The 24204-nt window shown below is 34.9% G+C and carries 21 protein-coding genes; 13 read left to right on the top strand and 8 right to left on the bottom strand.

Features of this window, described 5'->3' with window-relative positions; all coding sequences use genetic code 11:
* Nucleotides 1-9: 9 nt before the first annotated feature.
* Entirely contained in the window at nucleotides 10-2148 is a 2139-nt protein-coding gene (locus tag MKS83_RS16985) for a M3 family metallopeptidase (protein WP_240580586.1), read from the top strand.
* Between the two features lie 346 nt (nucleotides 2149-2494).
* Nucleotides 2495-2872: a YchJ family protein gene (locus MKS83_RS16980; RefSeq protein ID WP_240580585.1), complete on the top strand. Its 378-nt coding sequence runs from the start codon at nucleotides 2495-2497 to the stop codon at nucleotides 2870-2872.
* A gap of 198 nt (nucleotides 2873-3070) precedes the next feature.
* Here the strand turns inward: MKS83_RS16980 and MKS83_RS16975 are convergent, their stop codons facing one another.
* The 3 genes from MKS83_RS16975 to MKS83_RS16965 form a co-directional block, all read right to left on the bottom strand.
* On the bottom strand, nucleotides 3071-3571 hold the full coding sequence (locus tag MKS83_RS16975; RefSeq protein WP_240580584.1) for a peptidylprolyl isomerase: 501 nt from the start codon (nucleotides 3569-3571) through the stop codon (nucleotides 3071-3073).
* A 121-nt stretch (nucleotides 3572-3692) separates the two neighbouring features.
* Nucleotides 3693-3935, bottom strand: coding sequence for a VF530 family DNA-binding protein (locus tag MKS83_RS16970; RefSeq protein WP_240580583.1), 243 nt, complete (start codon nucleotides 3933-3935; stop codon nucleotides 3693-3695).
* Nucleotides 3936-4775, bottom strand: coding sequence for a hypothetical protein (locus tag MKS83_RS16965; protein ID WP_240580582.1), 840 nt, complete (start codon nucleotides 4773-4775; stop codon nucleotides 3936-3938).
* Between the two features lie 139 nt (nucleotides 4776-4914).
* Between MKS83_RS16965 and MKS83_RS16960 the strand changes: the two genes are divergently transcribed.
* The 5 genes from MKS83_RS16960 to MKS83_RS16940 all read left to right on the top strand — a co-directional run bounded on the left by MKS83_RS16960 (nucleotide 4915) and on the right by MKS83_RS16940 (nucleotide 10306).
* Nucleotides 4915-5067 (top strand): hypothetical protein, encoded by a 153-nt coding sequence (locus tag MKS83_RS16960; protein WP_169925782.1) that lies wholly within the window; start codon nucleotides 4915-4917, stop codon nucleotides 5065-5067.
* A complete protein-coding gene (locus MKS83_RS16955; RefSeq protein ID WP_240580581.1) occupies nucleotides 5064-6269 on the top strand; it encodes an exonuclease SbcCD subunit D in 1206 nt (401 codons plus the stop codon). The genes MKS83_RS16960 and MKS83_RS16955 overlap by 4 nt, the downstream gene beginning before the upstream one ends.
* Nucleotides 6269-9307, top strand: a complete 3039-nt coding sequence (locus MKS83_RS16950) for an AAA family ATPase (protein WP_240580580.1) — start codon at nucleotides 6269-6271, stop codon at nucleotides 9305-9307. The genes MKS83_RS16955 and MKS83_RS16950 overlap by 1 nt, the downstream gene beginning before the upstream one ends.
* Nucleotides 9308-9362: 55 nt before the next feature.
* A complete protein-coding gene (locus MKS83_RS16945) occupies nucleotides 9363-9656 on the top strand; it encodes a GIY-YIG nuclease family protein (RefSeq protein WP_240580579.1) in 294 nt (97 codons plus the stop codon).
* A gap of 206 nt (nucleotides 9657-9862) precedes the next feature.
* Nucleotides 9863-10306 carry an STM3941 family protein gene (locus tag MKS83_RS16940; RefSeq protein WP_240580578.1) on the top strand — a complete coding sequence of 148 codons (444 nt, stop codon included), beginning with the start codon at nucleotides 9863-9865 and terminating at the stop codon, nucleotides 10304-10306.
* Nucleotides 10307-10341: 35 nt separating this feature from the next.
* Here the strand turns inward: MKS83_RS16940 and MKS83_RS16935 are convergent, their stop codons facing one another.
* Both MKS83_RS16935 and MKS83_RS16930 read right to left on the bottom strand, forming a co-directional pair.
* Nucleotides 10342-11367 (bottom strand): LLM class flavin-dependent oxidoreductase, encoded by a 1026-nt coding sequence (locus MKS83_RS16935; RefSeq protein ID WP_240580577.1) that lies wholly within the window; start codon nucleotides 11365-11367, stop codon nucleotides 10342-10344.
* Between the two features lie 191 nt (nucleotides 11368-11558).
* Entirely contained in the window at nucleotides 11559-13700 is a 2142-nt protein-coding gene (locus MKS83_RS16930; RefSeq protein ID WP_240580576.1) for a S9 family peptidase, read from the bottom strand.
* A 415-nt stretch (nucleotides 13701-14115) separates the two neighbouring features.
* On the opposite strand from MKS83_RS16930, the gene MKS83_RS16925 reads away from it, so the two are divergent.
* The 3 genes from MKS83_RS16925 (at nucleotide 14116) to MKS83_RS16915 (ending at nucleotide 16760) form a co-directional block, all read left to right on the top strand.
* Nucleotides 14116-14628, top strand: coding sequence for a YceI family protein (locus MKS83_RS16925; protein ID WP_100378264.1), 513 nt, complete (start codon nucleotides 14116-14118; stop codon nucleotides 14626-14628).
* A gap of 78 nt (nucleotides 14629-14706) precedes the next feature.
* Nucleotides 14707-15534 (top strand): 4,5-DOPA dioxygenase extradiol, encoded by an 828-nt coding sequence (gene ygiD / locus MKS83_RS16920; protein ID WP_240580575.1) that lies wholly within the window; start codon nucleotides 14707-14709, stop codon nucleotides 15532-15534.
* Between the two features lie 53 nt (nucleotides 15535-15587).
* Nucleotides 15588-16760, top strand: coding sequence for a carboxypeptidase-like regulatory domain-containing protein (locus MKS83_RS16915; RefSeq protein WP_240580574.1), 1173 nt, complete (start codon nucleotides 15588-15590; stop codon nucleotides 16758-16760).
* Nucleotides 16761-16800: 40 nt separating this feature from the next.
* Here MKS83_RS16915 and MKS83_RS16910 read toward each other — a convergent pair whose 3' ends face one another.
* The 3 genes from MKS83_RS16910 to hutH all read right to left on the bottom strand — a co-directional run bounded on the left by MKS83_RS16910 (nucleotide 16801) and on the right by hutH (nucleotide 20540).
* Nucleotides 16801-18291 carry a S8 family peptidase gene (locus MKS83_RS16910; protein ID WP_240580573.1) on the bottom strand — a complete coding sequence of 497 codons (1491 nt, stop codon included), beginning with the start codon at nucleotides 18289-18291 and terminating at the stop codon, nucleotides 16801-16803.
* Nucleotides 18292-18406: 115 nt separating this feature from the next.
* Nucleotides 18407-18853 (bottom strand): GNAT family N-acetyltransferase, encoded by a 447-nt coding sequence (locus tag MKS83_RS16905; protein WP_240580572.1) that lies wholly within the window; start codon nucleotides 18851-18853, stop codon nucleotides 18407-18409.
* Between the two features lie 199 nt (nucleotides 18854-19052).
* Complete coding sequence (gene hutH / locus MKS83_RS16900) at nucleotides 19053-20540, bottom strand: histidine ammonia-lyase (protein WP_240580571.1); 1488 nt, start codon at nucleotides 20538-20540, stop codon at nucleotides 19053-19055.
* Nucleotides 20541-20671: 131 nt separating this feature from the next.
* Between hutH and MKS83_RS16895 the strand changes: the two genes are divergently transcribed.
* The 3 genes from MKS83_RS16895 to MKS83_RS16885 all read left to right on the top strand — a co-directional run bounded on the left by MKS83_RS16895 (nucleotide 20672) and on the right by MKS83_RS16885 (nucleotide 24026).
* Nucleotides 20672-21433 carry a hypothetical protein gene (locus tag MKS83_RS16895; protein ID WP_240580570.1) on the top strand — a complete coding sequence of 254 codons (762 nt, stop codon included), beginning with the start codon at nucleotides 20672-20674 and terminating at the stop codon, nucleotides 21431-21433.
* Between the two features lie 78 nt (nucleotides 21434-21511).
* On the top strand, nucleotides 21512-23305 hold the full coding sequence (uvrC, locus tag MKS83_RS16890) for an excinuclease ABC subunit UvrC (protein WP_240580569.1): 1794 nt from the start codon (nucleotides 21512-21514) through the stop codon (nucleotides 23303-23305).
* Between the two features lie 46 nt (nucleotides 23306-23351).
* Nucleotides 23352-24026: a hypothetical protein gene (locus MKS83_RS16885; RefSeq protein WP_240580568.1), complete on the top strand. Its 675-nt coding sequence runs from the start codon at nucleotides 23352-23354 to the stop codon at nucleotides 24024-24026.
* Nucleotides 24027-24204 lie beyond the last annotated feature (178 nt).

Genomic DNA, 24204 nt, shown 5'->3' with positions numbered 1-24204 from the left:
AACTAATTTATGAAAAATATTACATCGGTATTATTAATTTCTGCATTAGCATTTAACTACTCTTGTACTACAATGAAAAAAGCCGATAATCAACAGGAAATCGTTATTCCTGCCGCATTAGCATCAAACCCTTTCATGAAGAAAAGCAAGCTTCAGTATGAAGCTCCTGAGTTTGATAAAATTAAGAACGAACATTTTAAACCCGCTTTTGATTTCGGACTCAAGCAACATGATGCTGAGATTTTAGGTATTGCCAATAATCCAGACGCTCCTACTTTTGAAAACACCATTGTTGCCTTAGAAAAAAGCGGTGAAATTTTAAAAAGAGCTGTCATTGTATTCTCAAACCTTACAAGCGCAAATACCAATCCTACTTTGCAGGCTTTAGATGAAGAATATGCTCCGATTTTTGCGGCTCATTCCGATAAAATGTATCTGAACGAAAATCTTTATAAAAGAATCAAAGCAATTTCTGAAAACGGTTTAGATGCGGAAAGCAAAAGATTATTACAATATTATAAACAAAACTTCGAAATCGCAGGAGCCAATCTTTCTTCCGCTGATAAAGAAAAATTAAAGCAGATCAATCAGGAGCTGGCTTCACTTTCTACACAATATTCCAACAAATTATTAGAGGCGAGAAAACAAGGCGGAGTTTTCTTTACCGATGCAAAGGAACTGGACGGACTTTCTGCTGATGAAATTGCAGCCGCTGCAAGTGATGCTAAAAATGCAGGAAAACCTGGTCAATATTTATTAGCACTACAAAATACAACACAACAGCCTCTTTTACAAAACTTAAAAAACAGAGCAACAAGAGAAAAATTATTCAAAGCATCCTGGTTGAGAGCTGAAAAAGGAGATGGAAACGATACCAGAGAAACGATTGAAAAATTAGCCAACCTAAGACTTAAAAAAGCTCAGGTTTTGGGTAAAAAAAGTTTCGCGGAGTGGAAACTGCAGGATCAGATGGCCAAAACTCCTGAAGCTGCCACCAAATTAATGAATCAGATCGCAACACCTGCCGTAGAAACAGCAAGACGTGAAGCTAAAGATATTCAGGATCTGATCGATCAGCAGAAAGGAGGTTTCAAAGTTGAACCTTGGGACTGGAATTTCTATGCAGAACAGGTTAGAAAGGCAAAATTTGATCTTGATGAGAGTGAAATAAAACCTTATTTCGAAATCACAACTGTGTTAGAAAAAGGAGTTTTCTTCGCTGCCGAAAAATTTTATGGATTAACATTCAAAAAAAGAACGGACCTTCCGGTATATCATCCTGATGTAGTTACTTACGAAGTCTTCGATCATGATGGAAAATCAATTGCTATTTATTATTTAGATTTCTACACAAGAGATTCTAAAAACGGTGGAGCCTGGATGAGCAATTTCGTTGAGCAGTCTTACCTTTTAGGAACAAAACCGGTTATTGTAAACTGCTATAATTATCAGAAACCTGCTCCTGGAAAACCTTCATTAATCAGTTATGATGATGTAACCACAATTTTCCACGAATTCGGACACTCTATTCACGGAATGTTTGCAAGCCAGAAATACCCTTCCCTTTCAGGAACTAATGTACCGAGAGATTTTGTGGAATTTCCTTCGCAAATTAACGAACACTGGGCTTTAGATCCGGTAGTTTTAAAAAATTACGCCCTTCATTACCAAACCAAACAGCCGATTCCGCAGGCTTTAGTTGATAAAATAAAAAAAGCAGCCACCTTTAATCAGGGATATATGACTACCGAATTGGTTTCTGCCGCTGAATTAGATATGGATTGGCATACCGTAACCAATGAAAGCGAATTGATTCCTGTTTTAGACTTCGAAAAACAATCACTGGCAAAACACGGATTTACTTTAGCAACAGTTCCACCGAGATATCACACACCATATTTTGCTCATATTTGGGGAGGCGGTTACTCTGCAGGATATTATGCTTATCTGTGGTCTGAAACGCTGGACAATGACGCATGGGAATGGATTTCAAAGAACGGCGGATTGACGAGAGAAAATGGAGATCGTTTCAGAAAATATATTCTTTCCGTAGGAAATTCTGTTGATCTGAACCAGGCATTCAGAGATTTTACAGGACACGATCCGGATATTAAACCTTTATTGAGAAACAGAGGTTTTATTAAATAAATTTTTAAAAGCATTCATTTTTTGGATGCTTTTTTTATTTAATTATTAATTATATAATCATTTTTCACAAATGACATGATATATCTGTTCCCCCACAGATCTCACTAATTACACAGATTTAACAGCATCATATAAAATTTAAGCACAAATATCTGCGGGAGAATATAAAAACCGAAACTTATTTTTCATAAATGATATTATATATCTTTTGTCTCGCAGATGCCGCTAATTAAGCAGATTTAAATACATCATATAAGATTTAAACACAAACATCTCCGGGAGAAAATAAAAACCGAAACTCCTGAAAAAAATATTCGCGTAAATTTGTGTTTTAAAATCAAAAAAAATGAATTGTCCCTGCTGCTCAGGAAAATCCTACGAAGATTGTTGTAAACCTTATCATACCGGAGAAAAACATGCTCCAACCGCAGAAGTGTTAATGCGTTCAAGATTTTCTGCATTTGCTATTCCAAATGGTGAATATTTAATGCAAACCACATCTCCAAGCAAGAGACAAAACCACAGTAAAAAAGATTTACAGGAATGGGGAGAAATCAATAAGTGGACAAAACTGGAAATCGTAAGCAAACCTTCGATGAATAAAGTTGAATTTAAAGCTTTTTATACTGACGAAGATGGAAAACAGCAGGTTCATCATGAGCTGTCACAATTCAAAATGATACAGAATCGCTGGTTTTATGTGACCGGTGAGTTTTTAGATTAAATAAAACTATAATCTCCTATTAATAAATTATAATATAGATTTTGGGGAAGCCTATCATTTCGACGAAAGGAGAAATCTAATATTAAGATTCTTCATGACATTCAGAATGACAGTTATCCCATAACAAAAGGAGATTAGAAATACCAATAAAAATGTCCGGCTTTTTCAGCCGGACATTATATTATAAAAAGAAATCTCTTAGTGAGCTTCGTTTCCGTCAATTCCGTGGGCGTGTCCATGTGACAGCTCTTCTTCCGTTGCAGGACGTGTATTTAAAATTTCCACCTGGAAATCCAACGTTTTTCCAGCCATCGGGTGATTAAGATCTGCTACTACAGCTTCCGGAGTTACCTCTACTACGATAGCCTGGAAGTTATTTCCCTGATTGTCTGATAATGGCAAAATAGCACCTACCGGCGGAACTCCTGATTCGTTGAACATCTCAAGAGGCAACTGCGCAATAGAGTCAGGATGTCTTTCACCGTATGCTTCTTCCGGCTGAATCACGAATGCAGCTTTATCCCCTGCTTTCAAACCATAAATATTTTGTTCGAATTTCGGAATCATCATTCCTACACCATATAAAAATGTAAGTGGATTTTCTGCTGTTGTTTCCTCTACTAAAATCTTGCTTCCATCTTCTTCGATGGTGTGAAGAATGTAGCTTACCGCTACAACATGATTGTTTTCAATTGTCATATTTTTTCTTTTTTTCGTGATATGCTCACGATTAATTTTTGACAAATATAGTCTTTTTTGAAATGATTGATTCCGATAAAATATTCTAAAAAATTAAGAAAACTTGATTCAGATTTTAATCTTACTTATTTTTTTCCTCTCGTTTTTTCTGTCTTAGCACAAAGAGATACAAGCTTTCCACTTTGGTTCTCGCCCAAGGTGTTTTTCTCAAAAACTTCAAAGATGAACTGATACTTGGATTATCCGTAAAGCATTTGATATTGATCTGCTCTCCCAGCTTCTCAAATCCCTGATAATACTCCACCAATTCTTCAAGAATGGCATCCAGTCTTTTTCCGTGAAGCGGATCTTTTGATTGTTCCATCTATTCCTTTTTTACCTTATTATTTTCCTCTTCTCTCGCCTTATCATTCAACTTTTCAAAATCTTCAGTTTTCATAATCGTAAGACTATTATTCGCATTCCAAATACTCGTATATTTTTTGGAGGTAGTAAAATAACTTCCCCAATCTGTAAACTTCTGATATAACATTAATGTGCAGATATCTGTTGGAGTAATGGCAAGCCAATTTTCTAAAATATGGGTATGTGCTCCACCAATTGTTTTCCCTGTTTTTTCATCATGAATATTTTGAACGATGATACTATTATGGAGTTTTTCAACATTCTTCACCTCATTTTTATTATCAAAAGTAATCAGATAATCATTTCCAAATACCACAATATTATTTACAGAAGGACCTGTAAGTACATATACTTTTTTCACTTTATTCTTAATAAGAGGAACAATATTGAAATTTGTATTTTTATAAACCTTAAAAATCGTATCGTTCTGAATTCTTTTTAAAGCATTCTGCCTGATTGTAAAATACTCAGCCTCTACCCGAGTAAAATCTCTTTCTTTCAGATCAAGATTAGCATTCTTTGGATCATAATTTGTGGGAAATGAGATGGTGCCAATCACTTTTTGATCTTTTGAGAAAAAAATACACTTCGGAACATCATCGATATATGAAAAATATCCGCCGATATTTTCTTTTTTCCCGTAATTAGCAATAAAAAGATCTGTTCCATACCAGCTTGCCATTTCACTTCTGTACAAAGCAATTCCCTCTTCATTAATTTCTTTAGAAATTTTCTCCAAATTCTGAGCCTCAAATGAAACTGCAAACAAAATAAAAAGTACGGCTAAAATTTTTTTCATAAAATTAGTTTTTTTTCAAAAATAGGGAATAACATTTTTAATCGGAAATTTCACTTTGCCTTTTTAGTTTCTTACATTTACCCTATGAAATCGCTGAGGTTAAATATTCCATTTTACCGTTCACCTAAAACCAGCCAAGATGAGTAGAAATACAGACGCCAACAGAAAATTGCATAAAAAGAAGATCGACAATAAAAAACGGAAGATACAAAATGCCGAAGCCGAAAGAAAAGCACGGTTGAAACAGATTCGAGAAGATTTTAAAGCTAGAGAAGCTGATAATAAAATATGAAAATTCTACATACCGCCGACTGGCATTTGGGGAAACGTCTCGACCGTTTTTCGAGAATGGAAGAGCAGATTTCGGTGATGAACGAAATTGTTGAGATTGCCGATGAACAAAATGTGGACTTGATTCTGATTGCCGGAGATTTGTTCGATAATTTCAATCCGTCGACAGAAGCCGTCGAACTTTTTTATAAAACCTTAAAAAGACTTTCACATAACGGGAAACGTCCTGTAATTGCTATTTCCGGAAACCATGATTCTCCCAGTTTTATAGATGCTCCGGATCCTTTAGCAAGAGAATGTGGAATTATTTTGATCGGTTATCCCAAAGCAAAAATTTCTCCTTTTGCCCTGGAAGATTTTAAAATTTCAAAATCAGCTGCAGGATTTTTAGAACTGGAACTGAAAGAATATCCCTTCCCGATACGTTTACTTCATACCCCTTATGCTAACGAAATCCGCCTGAAGGAATATTTTGGTGAAAATAAAGAAGCTGAGCTGAACAATATACTGGAAAAGCACTGGAAAGAAACTGCGGATGAATTCTGCGATGAGAGCGGAATCAACCTGTTGATCACTCATTTATATATGAACAAAAAAGGAGCTCCGCTTCTTGATGAACCTGAAGGGGAGAAACCTCTTAAAATCGGCAATGCAGATCTTGTTTTTTCGGATATTATTCCTGATCAGATTCAATATACCGCTTTGGGACATCTCCATGGTTTTAAAAATATAGGTACAGAAGAAAAACCTGTTGTGTATTCATCTTCGCCTTTGTGTTACAGTTTCAGTGAAGCTGGGCACACGAAATATGTATCGATTATTGATGCTGAACCCAATCAACCAGTTTCTTACGAAAGAATTGCTTTAAAAAACGGAAAACCACTGGTCCGAAAAATGTTTCAAAGTGTGGAAACTGCTGTAGAATGGCTGAATGAAAATCAAAAGTCACTAGTAGAGCTTACTTTAGAAAGCGAAACTTATTTAAAAGCTGAAGAAAGAAAACTGCTGTATCAGTCTCATAACGGAATTGTATATCTGATTCCCAAAGTGAAAAATCTCGAAACTGATACGAATAGCCTTAGTGACATCAATCTCAATCAGGATATCCAAACCTTGTTTAGGGATTATTTTAAAGCTAAAAACGGCGGTCAGGATGCTAATGAAGACCTCATTAATTTGTTTAACGAAATTCTTAATCCATAATGATTCCTATTCAACTTACTTTAGAGGGTCTTTATTCTTATCAGGAGCGTCAGAAAATCGATTTTCAAAATCTTACTGAGGCCGGGCTTTTTGGAATCTTTGGTTCGGTCGGCTCCGGAAAATCTTCTATTCTGGAAGCCATTTCTTTTGCACTTTATGGAGAAACCGAGAGACTGAACGCAAGAGATAAGCGTACTTACAATATGATGAATCTGAAATCAAATAGATCTTATATCGAGTTTGATTTTATTAATTATGAAAATAAAAAATACCGTGCCACAAGAGAGTTCAGACGTAATTCTAAAAACTTTGAAGATGTAAAAACTCCGAATGTCGTATTCTACGAATGGAAAAACGAAAGTTGGATTCCGCTGGAGCATTCCAATTCAGAAAAGCTTATCGGATTGAGCTATGCCAACTTTAAAAGGACGATCATTATTCCTCAGGGACAGTTCAAAGAATTCATAGAACTTGGCGCAACCGAACGTACCAATATGATGAAGGAAATCTTCAGTCTTCAGCGTTTTGATCTTCAGCATAATGTTTCCGCTTTAAACCTAAGAAACAGATCAGAACTGGACCAGCTGGAAGGACAGCTGAAAGGCTTTGAGGAAGTGAATGAAGAACAGATTTCAGCACAGAAAGAATATTTAAAAGCCGAACAGCTGAAGTTTAATGAGCTACAGAAAGTTTTCAAAGAAACCGAAGAAAAATATTCAAAGCTAAAAAGCCTGAAAGACGAGGTTGAACTTCTACAACAGAAAAAAGCCGATTTTGAAAAGCTGACCGAAAAGAAAACCGAAATTGACGCTCTAGACAAGAAAACTGAAATCTACGACAGAGTTTCAAGGATTTTTACGCCTTTACTTTCTGAGAAAAACAAACTTGAAAAAGAAATTACGGATCGACAGAAAAATAAAGAGGGTCAGTCTAAAATTTTACAGGAAACTGAAATTCAGTTTGAAAATATCAAGAATAGGCTTTCCGTGATTCAGCCTAAATATGAAGCTTTAAATGAATCAAAAATTCAGGAGAATGATTTGGTCCTGATGCTTCAAATGCTAAAAATTTCCGGAGAAATCGAAACTTTAAAAGACCGAACCGAAAAAGGATCGGAAAAAGTAAAGGAAGTTGAAGCTAACCAGAAGCTAATTCAACAAAAAATTGAAGAGCTTTCAAAAAATGCAGAACTTTTAAAACAGAAAAAGCTGGATTCTGCTTTATTATTAAGTGTTGGAAACTGGTTTTTGGAAAAGAAAAAGCTGAATGAAGTTTTTCAAAATCAAATTGAAAAAATTGGTTTAAAAAAAGCTGAAATTGAAAAAATATCAGAAGAGTTGAAGTCTTTTGAAATCAATCCTGAAAATTTCAGAAATGATTTTAAAGCTCAGACTGAAATCTTAGAAAAAGAGAAAAAATTACTTTCAGACAAGAAAAGCCATCTTGAAGTACAGCAAAAACTTGCACATTTTGCCAATGAACTGCATGATGGAGAATCATGTCCGCTTTGTGGAGCTCTGGAACATCCGAATATTGTTGAGTTTGATGATGTCAATTCGGAATTAAACGAAATCCAGAAACAGATTGAGCAGATTGAAATTCAGAAAGAGAACATTCAAAAGTGGTTTTTAGATATTGAAAAAATTATTGACCGTAAAAAAATCTTTGAAGAACAACTGAACTCGAAAAAAGAAAGCTTACAACAGATTCAAAATACAATTGAAGAACATCATAAAAGCTTTAACTGGAAAGAATTTAATGCTGAAAATCCGAATGATTTTGAAGAGAAACGCCAACAGTCTTTTTCCATTGAAAAAAAGATGGATGAGCTGCATCTTCAAATCAGTCTTGAACAAAAAAATCTTGATAAGGAAAGAGAAAACCTGGATAGTTATAATAAAGCCTTAGAAAAATTCAGACTAGATGAAGCTAAGAAAGAAGAACAGATCAAAACAAATGAAGGAAATTTAAAAGTTTTGACCTGGATTGATTACAGGAAAAAAACAATTGCAGAGGTCGGGGAAATTCTCTCTCAACGCTCTCAATCCAACCATGAAACTGAGCAGAATTATCAGCAACTCATTAAAGAGGAAAAAGAGATTACACCAAAACTTGCTGAACAGAAAACAGTGGTTTCTCAGCTGGAAAAAAGAATCTCTGAATTAGAAAAAAATATCGCAGGCAATCAAGATTTAATTGAGAAGGCTTTGTCAGAACAATTCTTTAATAGTTCGGATGAGATTCAACAAATTCTTGCACAGGAAATCAATGTTCAGGAAACTAGAAATACTATCCAGCATTTCAGGATTCAATTTGAAACGCTGAAAAACAGTATTCTTGAGCTTGAAGCCAAACTGAAAGGTTTTTCTTTTAATGAAGAAGAATTTTCAGCCCTAGAAAATCAATTCAAGGCTTCTGAAAATGATGTAAAAACGGTTAATAATTCAGTTATAAAGATCACTGCCGAAATTGATCGACTGGAAAAAGAGTTTAAGAAAAAAGAAGGTCTTTTAAGAGATTTAGCTCAACTTCAAAAGCGTTCGGAGAATCTGAAGATTATGACCAATCTCTTTAAAGGAGCTGGCTTTGTACAGTACGTTTCCTCCATTTACCTGCGACAATTGTGTGATCATGCCAATATACGTTTTCACCGGATGACAAGAAATCAGCTAAGTCTGCAATTGAATGAAAACAATGATTTTGAAATTATCGATTACCTGAATGAAGGCAAATGCCGAAGCGTAAAGACGCTTTCCGGAGGACAGGCGTTCCAGGTTTCTCTGAGCCTTGCTTTAGCATTGGCAGAAAGTGTTCAAAGTAATGCACAATCAGAGTCAAACTTCTTTTTCATTGACGAAGGCTTCGGGACCCAGGACTTAGAATCCGTAAATGTAGTATTTGAAACCCTGATGAATCTTCAGAAAGAAAACAGAGTTGTAGGAATTATTTCGCATGTGGAAGAGCTGAAAGAGAAAATTCCCGTTTCACTCAATATTCGAAAAGATGAAGAACGCGGAAGTTTGATTGAGTTGATGTAAGCAGTTTTAGGAAGTGGGAAAAAGTATATGGGAAATTTTCTTTATCTTTAATTAGATGCAGGTTTCATTTGTTTACATATTACTCTGTTCTGACAATACTTTCTATACAGGTATAACTGAAAATGTTTATAAACGTTTTGATGAACACCAAGATGGAAAATATTTCGGTTCTTACACTTATACAAGAAGGCCACTTCAACTTGTGTATTACTGTCAGTTTATGGATATAGAACAGGCTATTGCTTTTGAGAAAAAAATCAAAAAATGGTCGCAGGCCAAGAAACTGGCATTGATTGAAGGGCGATTTGAAGATTTACCCAATTTAGCCAAAAAGAATTTTAAGAAATAACTTCTCGATACGCTCATTTCATTTCGCTACTCGAAGTGACGTACTTCTCATGTGCTCCGTCAGTTCGAGTGAAATTCTGAAAGAATTTTGTATCGAGAACTTTTTGTAAGAAAACATATCAGTATTTTTTAGAATTTTGTTGACGTCTAGATTTTAAAATCACATTTAAATTTCTTTTTTATACATTTGAACCATTAAAATCTGCCATGCAAAATTTACCCCTTACTTTAAGACCCGGAAAGCTAAAAAACATTATCCTGATTCTCATCAGCATCGCATTTATCTGTATGGGTATTTCGCTTATGGAAAAGAATATTTGGGCTGCTATTCTTATTATTTTCTTATTCGGGATCAGTTTAATTATTTTTTCCATCAACTTAATTCCGAATACTTCTTATCTTAAGATTAACGAAAGAGGTCTTGAAATGAAAACCCTTTCCAGAACAACGTTCATTCCGTGGCAGGCTGTAAGTAACTTTACCACAAAACAGATCTTCATGAACAGGCTTGTAACTTTTGATATTGATGAGAAATATCTGGAAAATTCAAAAATAAAATCTAAAAAAGGAGCGTTTCCAGATACGTACGGAATGTCTGCAAAAAAACTGGCGGCTCTCTTAAATGACTACAAAGAAAAATTAGAAAGATAAAAAAACCGCCGCTGGAATTCCAGCGGCGGTTTTCTTTATAAGTTTTTAATAAGCGGTTTCACTTCATTACCAAACAATTCGATAGATTTCATCATAATATCATGTGAAGGATCTCCCACATCCATGTGACCGATAAATCTTGTAATTCCGAAGATTTCTTTCATATAGGTTATTTTATCAGCTACTTCGGCAGGACTTCCGATAAATAGCGCTCCGTCTTTGCTTCTTCCTCCGTCATACTGCATTTTTGTGTAAGGAGCCCAGCCTCTGGAAGCACCAATTCTGTCCATCTGAGATTTATAGTTATGAAAATATCCGTCTACCACTTTTTGATCATCACTCACAAAAGTATGAGAATGGATTGCAATCTGCATTTTATCTACATCATGGCCTGCTTTTTTATATTCCTGCTTATAAAATTCAATTAAATTTCTAAACTGAATCGGCATTCCACCAATAATAGCCACCACTAAAGGCATTCCTAATTGTGCAGCACTCAAAACCGATTGCGGAGTTCCGCCAACCGCTCTCCATATCGATAATTTCCCATCATTTTTGGCTCTCGGATAAACGGTTTGATTCTGCATCGGTGCACGTAGCTTACCGGACCAGGAAACATTTTCTTCCGAATTGATCTTTAATAACAATTCTAATTTCTCATCAAAAAGCTGCTCATAATCGTTCAGAGAATAGCCGTATAAAGGAAAAGATTCTATAAAGCTTCCTCTTCCCACAAATATTTCTGCACGACCGTCAGAAATGAGATCCAATGTTGAAAAATCCTCATATACTTTCACCGGCTCGGATGAACTTAAAACTGTAACACCACTTGCCAATTTTATATTTTTCGTAATGCTTGCTGCTGCTGCTAAAACAATTTCTGGTGATGACACCGCATAATCGGGACGGTGATGCTCTCCCATTGCAAAAACATCGATTCCTACCTCATCCATGAATTTTACCTGCTCAAGGATTTCGCGAATTTTTACTCCTGCATCTTTATACTTTCCGGTTGTCTGATCTAATGAAAGATCTCCAAACATTCCTATTCCTAATTCCATATTGTTGATTTTAGTGATACAAAATTAAGCTTCTTCCAGTTCAGATACATTGATCTTTGATAAGAACGGAGTTGACTTTACTATTGGAATGAAGAATCTTTTCCAATTAACAATTTCTTGTCTCTCGGAATAACAAACACAAAGTTTCTTTCAAACAAAAATCCAACCTCATTGGCTGGATTTTAAATATTTTATTTCTTTAAATTCTGATCAAAATAATCTGTGATCTTCTGCATCAAATGTACTCTGTCTTTTCCGATCACATTGTGCGGATGTCCCGGATATACAAAATAATCCAGCTGAACACCATTGTCTACTGCAGCTTTGATAAACTTAACCGAATGCTGCCAAACTACTACATCATCCTGTGCTCCGTGGATCATTAACAGTTTTCCTTTTAAGTTCTGAACTTTATCCAAAAGATTGGCCGTTGCATAGCCTTGCGGATTTTCCTGTGGAGTATCCATATATCTTTCTCCGTACATGATTTCGTACATGCTCCAGTCGATTACAGGTCCTCCTGCAACTCCTACTTTGAAAACGTCCGGTTTACGAAGCATAAAGCTTGTCGTCATGAATCCTCCAAAGCTCCATCCGTGAATCCCCATTCTTTCAGCATCTACATAAGGAAGTGACTGTAAATATTCAACTCCTTTCATCTGGTCGTTCATTTCCGTTGTTCCTAAATTTCTGAATACCGCCTGCTCAAACTTAAGGCCGCGATTGGCAGAACCTCTTCCGTCCATCGTGAAGATGATATATCCGTTTTGAGCCATATATTCATACCAAAGATTTCCGGAAGCCGGGAATGTATTCGTGATCAACTGCAAATGCGGTCCGTTGTATAAATAAACAATTGCCGGATATTTTTTATTAGCATCAAAATCTGTAGGAAGAATCATTTTGCCATACAGGATCGTACCGTCATCTGCTTTGAAATTTACACTTTTGATCTCAGGTCTCTGATAATTTTTTAATGTATTTTCAGCGGTAAGAATATTCGTTGATTTTAATGTATTGGTATTAATCACATTAACAACTCTAGGCGTATTTGCATTGCTGTAAGAATCATACAGATAATTTCCATCGCTGCTTAAAATTCCTGCGTGAACTCCTTCTGCATTATCCATTCGCTGCATTTTGAAATTCGTCCAGTTAATTCTGTATAAATGTTTCTCTAAGGGAGTTTCTTTTGTAGCAGTGAAATAAATTTCCTTTTTACTTTCATTAAACCCTAAAATGTCTGTTACCAGCCAATCCCCTTTCGTGATCTGAGCAATCAATCCTTTTTCTAAGCTATAATGAAATAAATGATTGTAACCTGTTCTCTGGCTCTGCCAGATAAAATCCGTATTGGAATTCGGGAAGAATGTCAACGGATGCTGTGGTTCAACATATTTATCACTGGTTTCCTCAAATAAAGTTTTTACTAAATTTCCTGTAGTCGCATCGTACTGATTCATTTTCATGTGATTCTGCCCTCTGTTCAATACTGCCACAAAAATATATTTCGAGTCAGGACTCCATGTAACTGCTGTTAAATATTGATCTTTTTCTCCTTCAATATTTAAGAAAGTCGTTGACTGAGTTTTGATATTAAAAACACCTAATGTAACCTGATGCGAGGTCTGCCCTGCCATCGGATATTTAATATTGTGATTGACAGCCGGAGTTACAGACCAGTCGATGATCGGATAATCTGCAACCATGGTCTGATCCATTCTGTAGAATGCTACACTTTCTGAATTCGGTGCGGGGAAAATTCCGGTATCAATTCCGAATTCATTTCTGTGAACATTGGAAGCACCATTCAGAATGTTTTCATTAGCATCATTCGTAACGGCAATTGTTTTTCCGTCCTTATTCACAAATAAATTATTCTTTACCGTAAATGCAAAAGTTTCATTATCTCCGAAGATTTTGATATTTGAAGCTTCTTTATCTATGGCAGCAGTATTCTTTACTTTCCAGTCACTTCCTGATTTTTCAACCCAAACCATCTCATCATTGGAATTGAAATACCCATTAGAATTGCTTGTGAACTTAATCTGAGGGATTGCTTTAAGCTTATTATTCGCAATACTTTTATTTAACTGAGATAAAGATACCAGTGTATCCTGTTTATTGGTTTTTAAGTCTGTGATCAGATATCCCCCTTTCACTGCCTGAATATATGATTTCCCGTCATTCGACCACGAAAACTGGGAAATATTTTTCACGGCAAGATTGCTTCTTAAACCATTAACAGCTTCCGCCATCGTAAATTTTTGGGTCTGTGCAAATGCTGAACTCCCCAAAACCAACATCAATAAAGAAAACTTATGTAATTTCATTGTAAAAAATTGAATCCACCAAAAATAAGAAATAAAACCCACACGTTAAGAAACGTTAAAATAAAAGATTGTAAAACCATATTCACACATAGATAAAAATTTATTTCTTACCTTAATAGTGGCTTTTCAACATACCCATGATTGTCCTTTTTTTATTGATTATGTAATGTCATTCTGAATATAAACCGAGGGTTTACGAACGCAGTTCAGAAGTGAAATGAAGAATTTATTGATCGTAATTTGGATTTCTCCTATCGTCGAAATGATAAGTATCCAAAATCTTTATTATCATCAATAATATATATATACCATTAAAAAAATAAAACAGAAATCATTTCTTATCCTATATCAATGACTTGTATCTGTCTCTTCATATAAATTTGCAGTATAAATAACAACAAAAAACAATATTACAATGGCAACAAAATGGAACCTAGACCCAGCGCATAGTGAAATTACTTTCAAAGTAAAACACATGATGATTTCTAATATCAAAGGAAACTTCACCAACTTCAATGCAGAAATCGAAGCTGATGATGATACTTTTGCTAATGCTAAAACAACTGCAACGATCCAGACTGCCTCTATTTCTACACATAATACAGACAGAGATAATCACTTAAAATCTGCCGAGTTCTTCAATGCTGAAGCAAATCCTACGATTACTTTTGATTCTCAGGCTTTAAATGGAAATGTTACAGGAAACCTTACCATCAATGGAATTACAAAACCTGTAAGCCTTGATGTAGATTTCAACGGAATTAATGTTGACCCATGGGGAAATACAAAAGCTGGTTTTTCTTTTGAAGGAAAAATCAACAGAAAAGATTTCGGATTAAACTGGAATGCAGCTCTTGAAGCAGGAGGGGTAATGGTAAGTGATGAGGTAAAATTGGCAGGTGAATTACAGTTCGTAAAGCAGGCATAATTTTTAACAAATATCTTAAAAGGTTCGGGGATTTTTCTAAAACCTTGAACCTTTTTTGTTTTTCTATATATCAATAAAATGAACCTAAACGATTTACAAAACATAAGCGAAAACTTTGGTAATACCCAGAGAATGCCCCTTCTTTTTCTCGGGCATGGCTCACCGATGAACGCCATTGAGGAAAATCAGTTTGTACAAGGTTTCAGAAAAGCAGCCACTGAAATTCCGAAACCGAATGCAATTTTATGTATCTCCGCACACTGGTTTACACATGGAACAAAAGTAACTGCGATGGATATGCCAAGAACGATTCATGATTTCGGTGGTTTTCCACAGGCATTGTTTGATGTGCAATATCCCGCTCCGGGAGATCCTGAACTGGCAAAAGAGACAGCAGAACTGTTAGCTCCTGTTGTAGTGGAAGAAGACCATAATTGGGGACTAGATCATGGTGCATGGTCGGTTATTAAACATATGTATCCTAATGCGGATATTCCGGTGATTCAGATGAGCATTGATTATACAAAACCTTCACAATATCATTTTGATCTGGCAAAAAGGCTCAATAAACTTCGCGAAAAAGGAATTTTAATTATCGGAAGCGGCAATATTGTACACAACCTTAGACTGATCGACTGGAGAAATATCAATACAGTAGGAGCCGGTTGGGATTGGGCGATTGAAGCCCGTGAAAAAACAAACAACTGGCTTTTGGACGGAAATTTTCAAAGTATTATTGATTATCAAAAACAGGGAACTTCACTGCAATATGCAGTTCCTACTCCTGATCATTATTTCCCTTTGATTTATACATTAGGATTGAAGAATAAAGCAGAAAATTTAACCTTATTTAATGATGAGTTAATCGGGGGATCTCTAAGCATGACCAGTGTGAGAATCGGATAACAAATTATTTTAAGTATTTTTTTATCACTAAAAATTTAGTAATATTGTTTACCATGAAAAAAACAGTATTACTTTTTTTATTTCTGCTTCCGTTTTCCTTTTCAATTGCTCAAATGATACAAGGAACGGTAGTAAACGATGCGGAACAAAAAATTCCCAATGTCTCCATTTATATTGATGGAACAAAAATAGGAACAACTTCTAAAGAGGACGGAAGCTTCAGCCTCAATTTGCCTTCAAAAAATATCGGGAATATTATTTTTCAGAAAGAAGATTATGAAACTTTTGCAACCCCTGTTTCGGAAGTTTTAAATAAAAAATTAAAAGTTGTTCTCCTGAAAACCAACACCATTGAAGAAGTGACAATCATTCCTTTTACCGAGGAAGCGTACAAGAATCATATCCGTTATTTCCTTAATACTTTTATCGGAAGTGATCAGGAAAACGTGAAAATTAAAAATCAAAGATCTTTAAAATTCGCGTACGATAAAAAGAATAAAATATTAAAGGTAAAAGCTCCGAAAACTTTAATTATTGAAAATAAAAACTTAGGCTACGAGATTGAATATAACCTCATAAGCTTTTCTGCCGATTTTAATTCCAATATGGTTAATTATACAGGAACAAGCTTTTTTAGGGAAACCAAAAATTCTAATAAAGTAAAGCTGAACAGGATGAACGCCTATGACGGAAGTATGCTCCATTTTTTCAGAAGTATTTATAACAATACGATTTCAGAAGATAAATTTATAGTAAACCATGTTGTACAAATTCCCAATCCGAAATATCCTACCGCAGAAGAACTGAACATCCTGAAAAATTTCAAGGAAATGGCCAGAACTTCGAAAACACTTTTGAAAATTCCAGAGGAGACTAGTGATATTTCACACAGAAAGAACAGCCAAAAGCCTTATGCTTTAGCCATCACAAAAACCATGATTCCTGATTCCGATTATGTGAAAAGAGATGGACAAAGTGTTCTCTTCAGTTTTAAAGATATGCTACAGGTGAATTATTCTAAATACTATTATGAACTGAAAGGAAAAGAGTTTATAAAAACTACAATTCCTGTTGTTATTTCATCGTATTTACATCCAGAAGGCGAAACTTTTGAAGTTTCAAAAGACGGAAATATCTCAACTCCTGATTTACTGATTGCTGAAGGTGATTTTACAAAAAATAAAATTGAAAATATGCTTCCTTTAGATTATCAGCTGGGAGATTAACCTGAAATACTTCCGTCTTTATGATTTTTTAATTTAAGATTTATTGGACAGCCTGTAACACATTGATATTTCCATATCCGTAATCTGAATTCGGTGTTGGATAATACGTTGCTGACTGTCTCATTTTATTCAGAACCTGGTCTCTCGTCCATGACGGATTTTTAGCCCAGACTAAAGCTGCAATTCCAGCTGTAGAAGCTGTTGCTACAGAAGAGCCTCCTACATAATCGGTTTGTGCATTATAATAACTCAGTACCGGAATACTATTTCCTGAAGCTCTTTCCATTTGATAGGTAAAATCAATTTCAGCTCCTGAATGACATACATCACATCTTTGGTTGGAAGTATTCTCTTTTACTCCTGTGATTGCCTGGGTTTCAGGCATCCACGCCGGAAAAATTACCCCTACAAAATTCGTAAAACTTGTGGAAGTTCCTCCTGCACAGAAAATCAGTTTCCCTTTTGAATACGCATATTTTACTCCATCTTCGATTTTCCCCACAGAGAAAATATGTCCCATTGACATTGAAATGATTTTAACACTGGTATTGTTTCCCAGCTCTGTAAATGCAATCTTTACTCCGTTTTGTTCATGATATCCATCCAGTACAACATTAGAAGCCGCTCTGTACGTTACCAGATTCGCATTATAAGCAACACCAACCGGCTGTCCCAGATTATTTCTCGGAGCTGCCATCGCCGAAGCCATACTTGTTCCGTGGCCACATTTATCAGCGGAACCGTCATAACCTGTACTCCACGGCCAAACCGAATCTACATAGACTCCATTTTTACTGATCGTTCTTCCTGAGGAAAGCCCGTTATTAAAGCTGCTTCCCAGTAAAGTCTGCTCAGGAGAAACACCGCTGTCAATCACGCCGATTGTAATTCCAGCTCCCGTACTGTAACTCCACGCGTTGATAATATTGTGTTTCGTGAATGACCAGGGCGCTTTTGCATTAGGTGTTACGGTTGTGTAATCTGAAGTACTTAAAGTGGTTGATTCAAAACCACATCCTGATGAACTGCTACTCGATTTTGCTCCGAATTTTTGCTCATTTTCAAAATAACGGTAATCTGCAGGCTCCAGATAACGGATATTTTTCATTTTTCTAAGCGCAATTACCGTTTCCTGTTTTTCTATTACAACATCGATTTGATTGAGATACGGATCTGAAGATAATAAATTTCTTTCTGTCTTTCCTTCGTACCGTTCAATTACTTTTAAAATTTCTTCTTCAATCGCCCTATTGTCTGGCGTCAGACTTCTGTCAAAAGAAGAGCCGAATCCAATAGAAGCAATTTTATTTCCCTGAAAAATGGCACTCCACACGAAATGATCAGAAGATTCGCTCCAGGAAAACCTTCCTTTCGTTTTAATGGTTTCATTAATTTTTTCATTGATTTGCTTGGCTGTCAAAGGATCTTTTTGTGCAACCTCAATGTTTTCAGGATTGTTTTGAAGATCTTCCCTGCTACAGGCAGTGAAAACCAAAAACAATAGGAGTAGATAAAAGACGTTTTTTTTCATATAAAATAATATTTGATTGGTCTAACCAAGATATCACTTTACATTGAATTAAAAATATCTAAAGTTTAATTTACTATTAATTTTATTATGCTAAAAATAGCATTAACCTAATGAATTACAGTTCTTTTTTATAGCAAACACTATTCTCTATACCGACATATTGTCCGTAATTAGGAATGAGACTGTAGCCATTTTTATTGTATAGAGCAATTGCTTCCGGTTGTTTAAGTCCTGTTTCCAAAACACCAAATTTGAAACCTTCACTTTTTGCCCAGATTTCGAGTTCGTTAAGAATTTTTGATGCATAGCCATTCCCTCTGTATTCTGGCAATACAAACATTCTTTTAATTTCTACGGTATCATCTTCAAATTTTTTGAAGGCTCCGCAAGCGACCGGTTTTTCATTGATATAAAAAAGAACACAGTTTTTCAGCTGGTCAATCGAATTAAACTGATGATAAAATCCATGTTCATCACCATCACGAATGGCTAAATCCTGATCTAAAAATTGTACTAAATGCTGAAAATCCGAATTGGAAGAATCTGTTCTTTTAATTTCCATTTTGTTGTTCTTACTTTGCTAAATTACTGATTTTACTATTTTTTATTTTCCCACGAATTTCACAGATTTACACAGATATGTTTATCTTAATGTGATATTTTAAAATTAAAAAAAATTTGCAATCATCTGTGAAATCTGCGGGAAATAGAACAAAAAAGACTCCATTTTAGAAGTCTTCATCTTATTTAAATCAAAAAAATTAATTAACTACAAATTTTCTTTCATTAATCAATTCTGCAATGGCTAACATATCCTGTCCGATTAATCGGTCGTCTTCAAGCTTAGCAACTTTTGAACGAAGGATTGCATAATTTTCTTCGATGATTTTTGAGCATTTTGAAGGTCTTCTGAACTCTAATCCTTGTGCTGCAAACATTAATTCAACTGATAAAATATTAACTAAATTTCCTAAAACCTGATTGAATTTTCTCCCGGAAATACTTCCCATCGAAACGTGATCTTCCTGACCTAAACTTGTTGGGATTGAATCTGCCGAAGCCGGGAAACACAAAGTTTTATTTTCTGTCACTAACGCTGCAGAAGTATATTGCGGGATCATAAATCCTGAATTTAAACCGGAACTTTCCGTTAATAATCTTGGTAAACCATACTTTCCTTCCAGTAATAAATAGCTTCTTCTGTCGGAAATATTACCTAATTCAGCAGCTGCCAATGTTGCATAATCCAAAGGCAGAGCCATCAGCTGACCATGGAAGTTTCCTCCTGAAATAGACTCTTCAGCACTTAAAACGATCGGATTATCTGTTACAGAATTCAATTCCGTTTCAGCCATCATCTTTAAATGTTCAAAAGCATTTCTGCTCGCTCCGTGAACCTGCGGAACACATCTCATTGAGTACGGATCCTGAACTCTTTCACAGTCTTCGTGTGCTTTCAGGTTTTCTGAACCTTTCAGGAATTTCAGCATTCTTGCAGCTACTTTTTTACTTCCTTCAAACGGCCTGATTTCATGAAGCTCTTTTTTAAACGGACTTGCAGAACCTCTGTATGCTTCAAGGCTCATTGCAGCCGTCATATCAGCAAGATCTAATAAGTATTCAAATTTTTCCAATCCTTTAATTGCATGAGCAAGAATAAACTGAGTTCCGTTGATCAATCCCAATCCTTCTTTTGGCCCTAAAACCAATGGTTGAAGATCATTTTTTTCTAAAACTTCCGCTGTTTCAAAGATTTCATTTCCTACCCAAACTTTCCCAAGACCTAATAGTGGTAAAACAAGATGCGACAAAGGCGCTAAATCTCCTGAAGCTCCAACAGAACCCTGTTCAGGAACAACCGGAATAATGTCTTTTTCTAACATTAGAATCATTCTCTCGATCACTTCTAAAGAAACTCCCGAAAATCCTTTTGACAATGCATGAACCTTAGCAATCATCATAATTTTTGAAAGTTCTTTATCAATTGGTTTTCCCACTCCTACTGCGTGAGAGATGATCAGATTATATTGTAATTGTGCAGTTTCATCTGCAGAAATTTTCGTATCACAAAGAGGACCAAATCCTGTATTAATTCCGTAAACACAACGATCTGAGTCTACAATTTTCTGAACATTCTTCTGCGATTTTAGGATTTGTTCTTTTGCAGCTTTGTTCAGTTTAGCTTTATTTGGAGCTTTACAGATTTCCAACACATCATGGAAACTGAAAATATCTACACCGTATATCATTCTCAAAATTTTGTCTTAAAATTACACATTTAACAATAATTGGAAAAACTAATTTTTCAACGTTATATTTTCTCAGAAAAAATCAATTAAATTGTTATTTTTATCGCCTTAAATAAAAAATTAATAACACTATGAAATTTAAAACCATGCTGCTTGCATTGTTTCTTGTAAGCACTGTTTCTTTCGCTCAGAAAGTAAAATATACAGATGCAGAAGAAAAAGTAATGGAAACTTATTATTTTGATGCTCAATTTCCTGGTGTCAGCAAAAAAAAGGCTTCTGTAGTTATCCTTAAAGACGGAAGCATTCATAAAGGCTATTGTGAAAATTTAAAATCAAAAAAAAGCCAGATCTATTCAATTTCAATCAAAGACAGTGCTACCAAAAAGCCTATGACATTTGATGCAGAAAATGTAAGTGAACTCTATCTTTACAAATCCGGTTTTGGTAAAGTAATGATGGTGAGTAAGTATATGTCTAGCATTAGAAACTATCAAACTAAAAAACTGGGGGATATTACTTCAAAGGAGTATGTGCATTTCGTCAACCAAACGGCATCTTTAAAAAATAAAAAGGAAGAGCAGGAGTTTTTGATGCAGCTTATCAATCCTGAGTTCGACAAAATTATTTCAGTATATAACGATCCAAGAGCGCATCAAACCAATAGTTTTGCAGCAATAGGGCCCGTACAATTGGGAGGCGGTGTTCTTAAATCTTATTATGTTAAAAAAGGAGACAAAGTACTATGGCTGGAGAAAAGTGATTTTGATGAGAATTATGATTTCCTTTTTGGAGACAATCCGGAATTCATGGCAAAATATCCTAAGAAGTCAGTAGATTGGGGATACTTCAGCTTTCTAGTCATGAAATATACAGAAATGTCTGCAAAATAAATTCAACATACAAAATTTAAAAAGCTATAGAATAATCTGTAGCTTTTTTTGTGGCTTTAAATTCCGTAATTTTGTTATATGAATCCTTCTTTAGAACTGCAGATTAAAACTTTACCTTCCGAACCCGGTGTTTATCGTTATTATGATAAAAACGACCAGCTTTTATACGTGGGAAAGGCTAAAAATTTAAAGAAAAGGGTCCTTTCTTATTTCAACAAAAACCTTTCTGGATACCGGATCAAAATTATGGTTGGGAAGATCCAGCGATTGGAAACTACCATTGTAAACAGTGAGTATGATGCTCTTTTATTAGAAAACAACCTGATTAAGGAACATCAGCCATTTTACAATGTGATGTTAAAAGATGATAAGACTTATCCTTGGATTTGCATCAAAAATGAAGATTTTCCAAGAATATTCCTTACAAGAAATGTTATCAAAGACGGATCTGAATATTACGGTCCTTACGCGAAAGTACGTCCTGCAAAAATTCTATTGGATACCATTAAACATATTTACAAGCTCAGAACGTGTAATCTCAATCTGGCTCCCAGTAAAATTGATGACGGAAAATATAAAGTCTGTTTAGAATATCATATCAAAAATTGTGAAGGACCTTGTGAAGGACTTGAAAGCAAAGAAGATTATGATGAAAAAATTGATGCTATTCGAGGAATTATAAAAGGTGATTTCCGAAAAGCAAAAGAATATCTGATTAACCAGATGATGAAACATGCAGAAAATCTACAATTTGAACAGGCACAGCTAATAAAGGAAAGACTTGATATTCTTGAAGATTATCAGGCTAAAAATACAGTTGTCAACCCAAATATTGATGATGTGGATGTATTTGGAATGACGAGTGATGAGACGGCTGCTTATGTAAATTTCTTTAAAATCAGAAACGGAAATATCATTCAGAGTTTCACCACTGAAATTAAAAAAATCCTTGAAGAATCCGATGAGGATATTATGGAAGAAGCTTTAATTGAAATCAGACAAAAATTTAGTTCTGATTCAAAAGAAGTTCTTCTACCCTTCCATTTATCTGTTGAAATTCCGAATGTAAAACTGATCGTTCCGAAAGTAGGTGATAAAAAACGTATTGTGGAACTTTCTGAAAAAAATGCAAAAGAATACCGTTTAGAAAAATTAAAGCAGGTTCAGATCGTCGATCCGGAAAGGCACACCAACAGAATAATGGCAGAAATGCAGAAGCTATTGAGAATGCCTGTTGAGCCAAGACATATTGAAGGTTTTGATAATTCAAACATCCAGGGTACAAATCCTGTTTCCGCCTGTGTCGTATTCAAAGACGGAAAACCAAGCAAAACCGACTATAGAATTTTCCATCCCAAAACAGTGGAGGGACCAAATGACTTTGCCACGATGGAAGAAGTCATTTATCGCCGATACAAAAGAATGCTGGATGAAGGTGAAAACCTACCTCAATTAATTTTAATTGATGGAGGAAAGGGACAATTATCTTCAGCTGTAAAAAGTTTGCGTTTGCTCGGATTATATGGTAAAATTACCATTGTCGGAATTGCAAAAAGACTGGAAGAGATTTTCTTTCCTGAAGATCCTATTCCTTTGTATCTTGATAAAAAATCGGAAACATTAAAAATTCTGCAAAGAGTAAGAGATGAAGCTCACCGTTTCGGCGTAAAACATCACAGAACCAGAAGAAAAAACTCTACCATAAAATCTGAACTGGAGGAAATTCCGGGAGTGGGAGAAAAAACGATTGAATTATTGCTTTCAAAACTGAAATCTGTAAAACGCATAAAAGAATCTAATCTGGAAACTTTGGAAGAGATCGTTGGAAAAGTTAAAGCGAAAGTCATTTGGACTTTTTTCAATCCCAATTGATTTATCTAATAACATTTACTTACATTTGTATAAAAATCGAGCTTTTATGAAAAATATTTTCACATTCTTTTTCTTATGTGTAATTAACTTAACCTTTTTACACACTTCTCTTGTTTCTGCACAAAGGCCAGGTATATCTATGGAGGTTAATACAACTACTGGATCAAAAGGAGAAACTCTTAATTATGATGCAATTCAAGGATCGCCATATTTATACGGAGATTTCACCTCTGCTAAAGCCCTATGTTGCAACGAAATAGCTCCTATGAGATATGACTTATATGCTGATGAAGTACAATACAAAAAAGGAGATGTTATATATACTTTACTAAGAGAAACTCCATATACAAGAATTGAATTCCTTGATTCAAAAACAATATTAGTTCTTGAAAATATTGATAATGAATCAAAATACTTTATAGAAGTTGTAGGTGGTAAAAATGCTTTATTAAAAAAAGTGAGTAAAAAAATTGTCTCGAATTCAGATCCAAAGAAAACAGGATTTGGAAAAAAAGATCAAACATCCACTTTTGTCGAAAATGAACCCAGTTTTTACATTAAAGCCGAAAATGGAAAAACTAAACTTATAAAAAATAAAAAAGATGTTTTAGATTTATATCCTGAAAAAAACAAAGAACTTAATGCTTTTTTTGATGTTACCAAAATAAAGTTCAATAAAGAAGAAAGCTTAGCTAAAGTTGTAAATTTTCTTAACAACTAATTAAAAAGCTATTAAATAATATAAATAAAAAGCCCTCAAATATGAGGGCTTTTTATTTGATCTCTCAGTCTCTACTTCCAGGAACAATTTACTTAGAATATCTTATCAAATTAAAAATTTTAGATTATGATATTTTAACATAAGCTATAGTTTACAATCTTATCTAAAATAGATATTT

The organism is Chryseobacterium sp. Y16C (assembly GCF_022488405.1).
In the GTDB taxonomy this organism is placed as follows: Bacteria; Bacteroidota; Bacteroidia; order Flavobacteriales; family Weeksellaceae; genus Chryseobacterium; species Chryseobacterium geocarposphaerae.
This window is presented reverse-complemented; position numbering and strand designations above follow the sequence as displayed.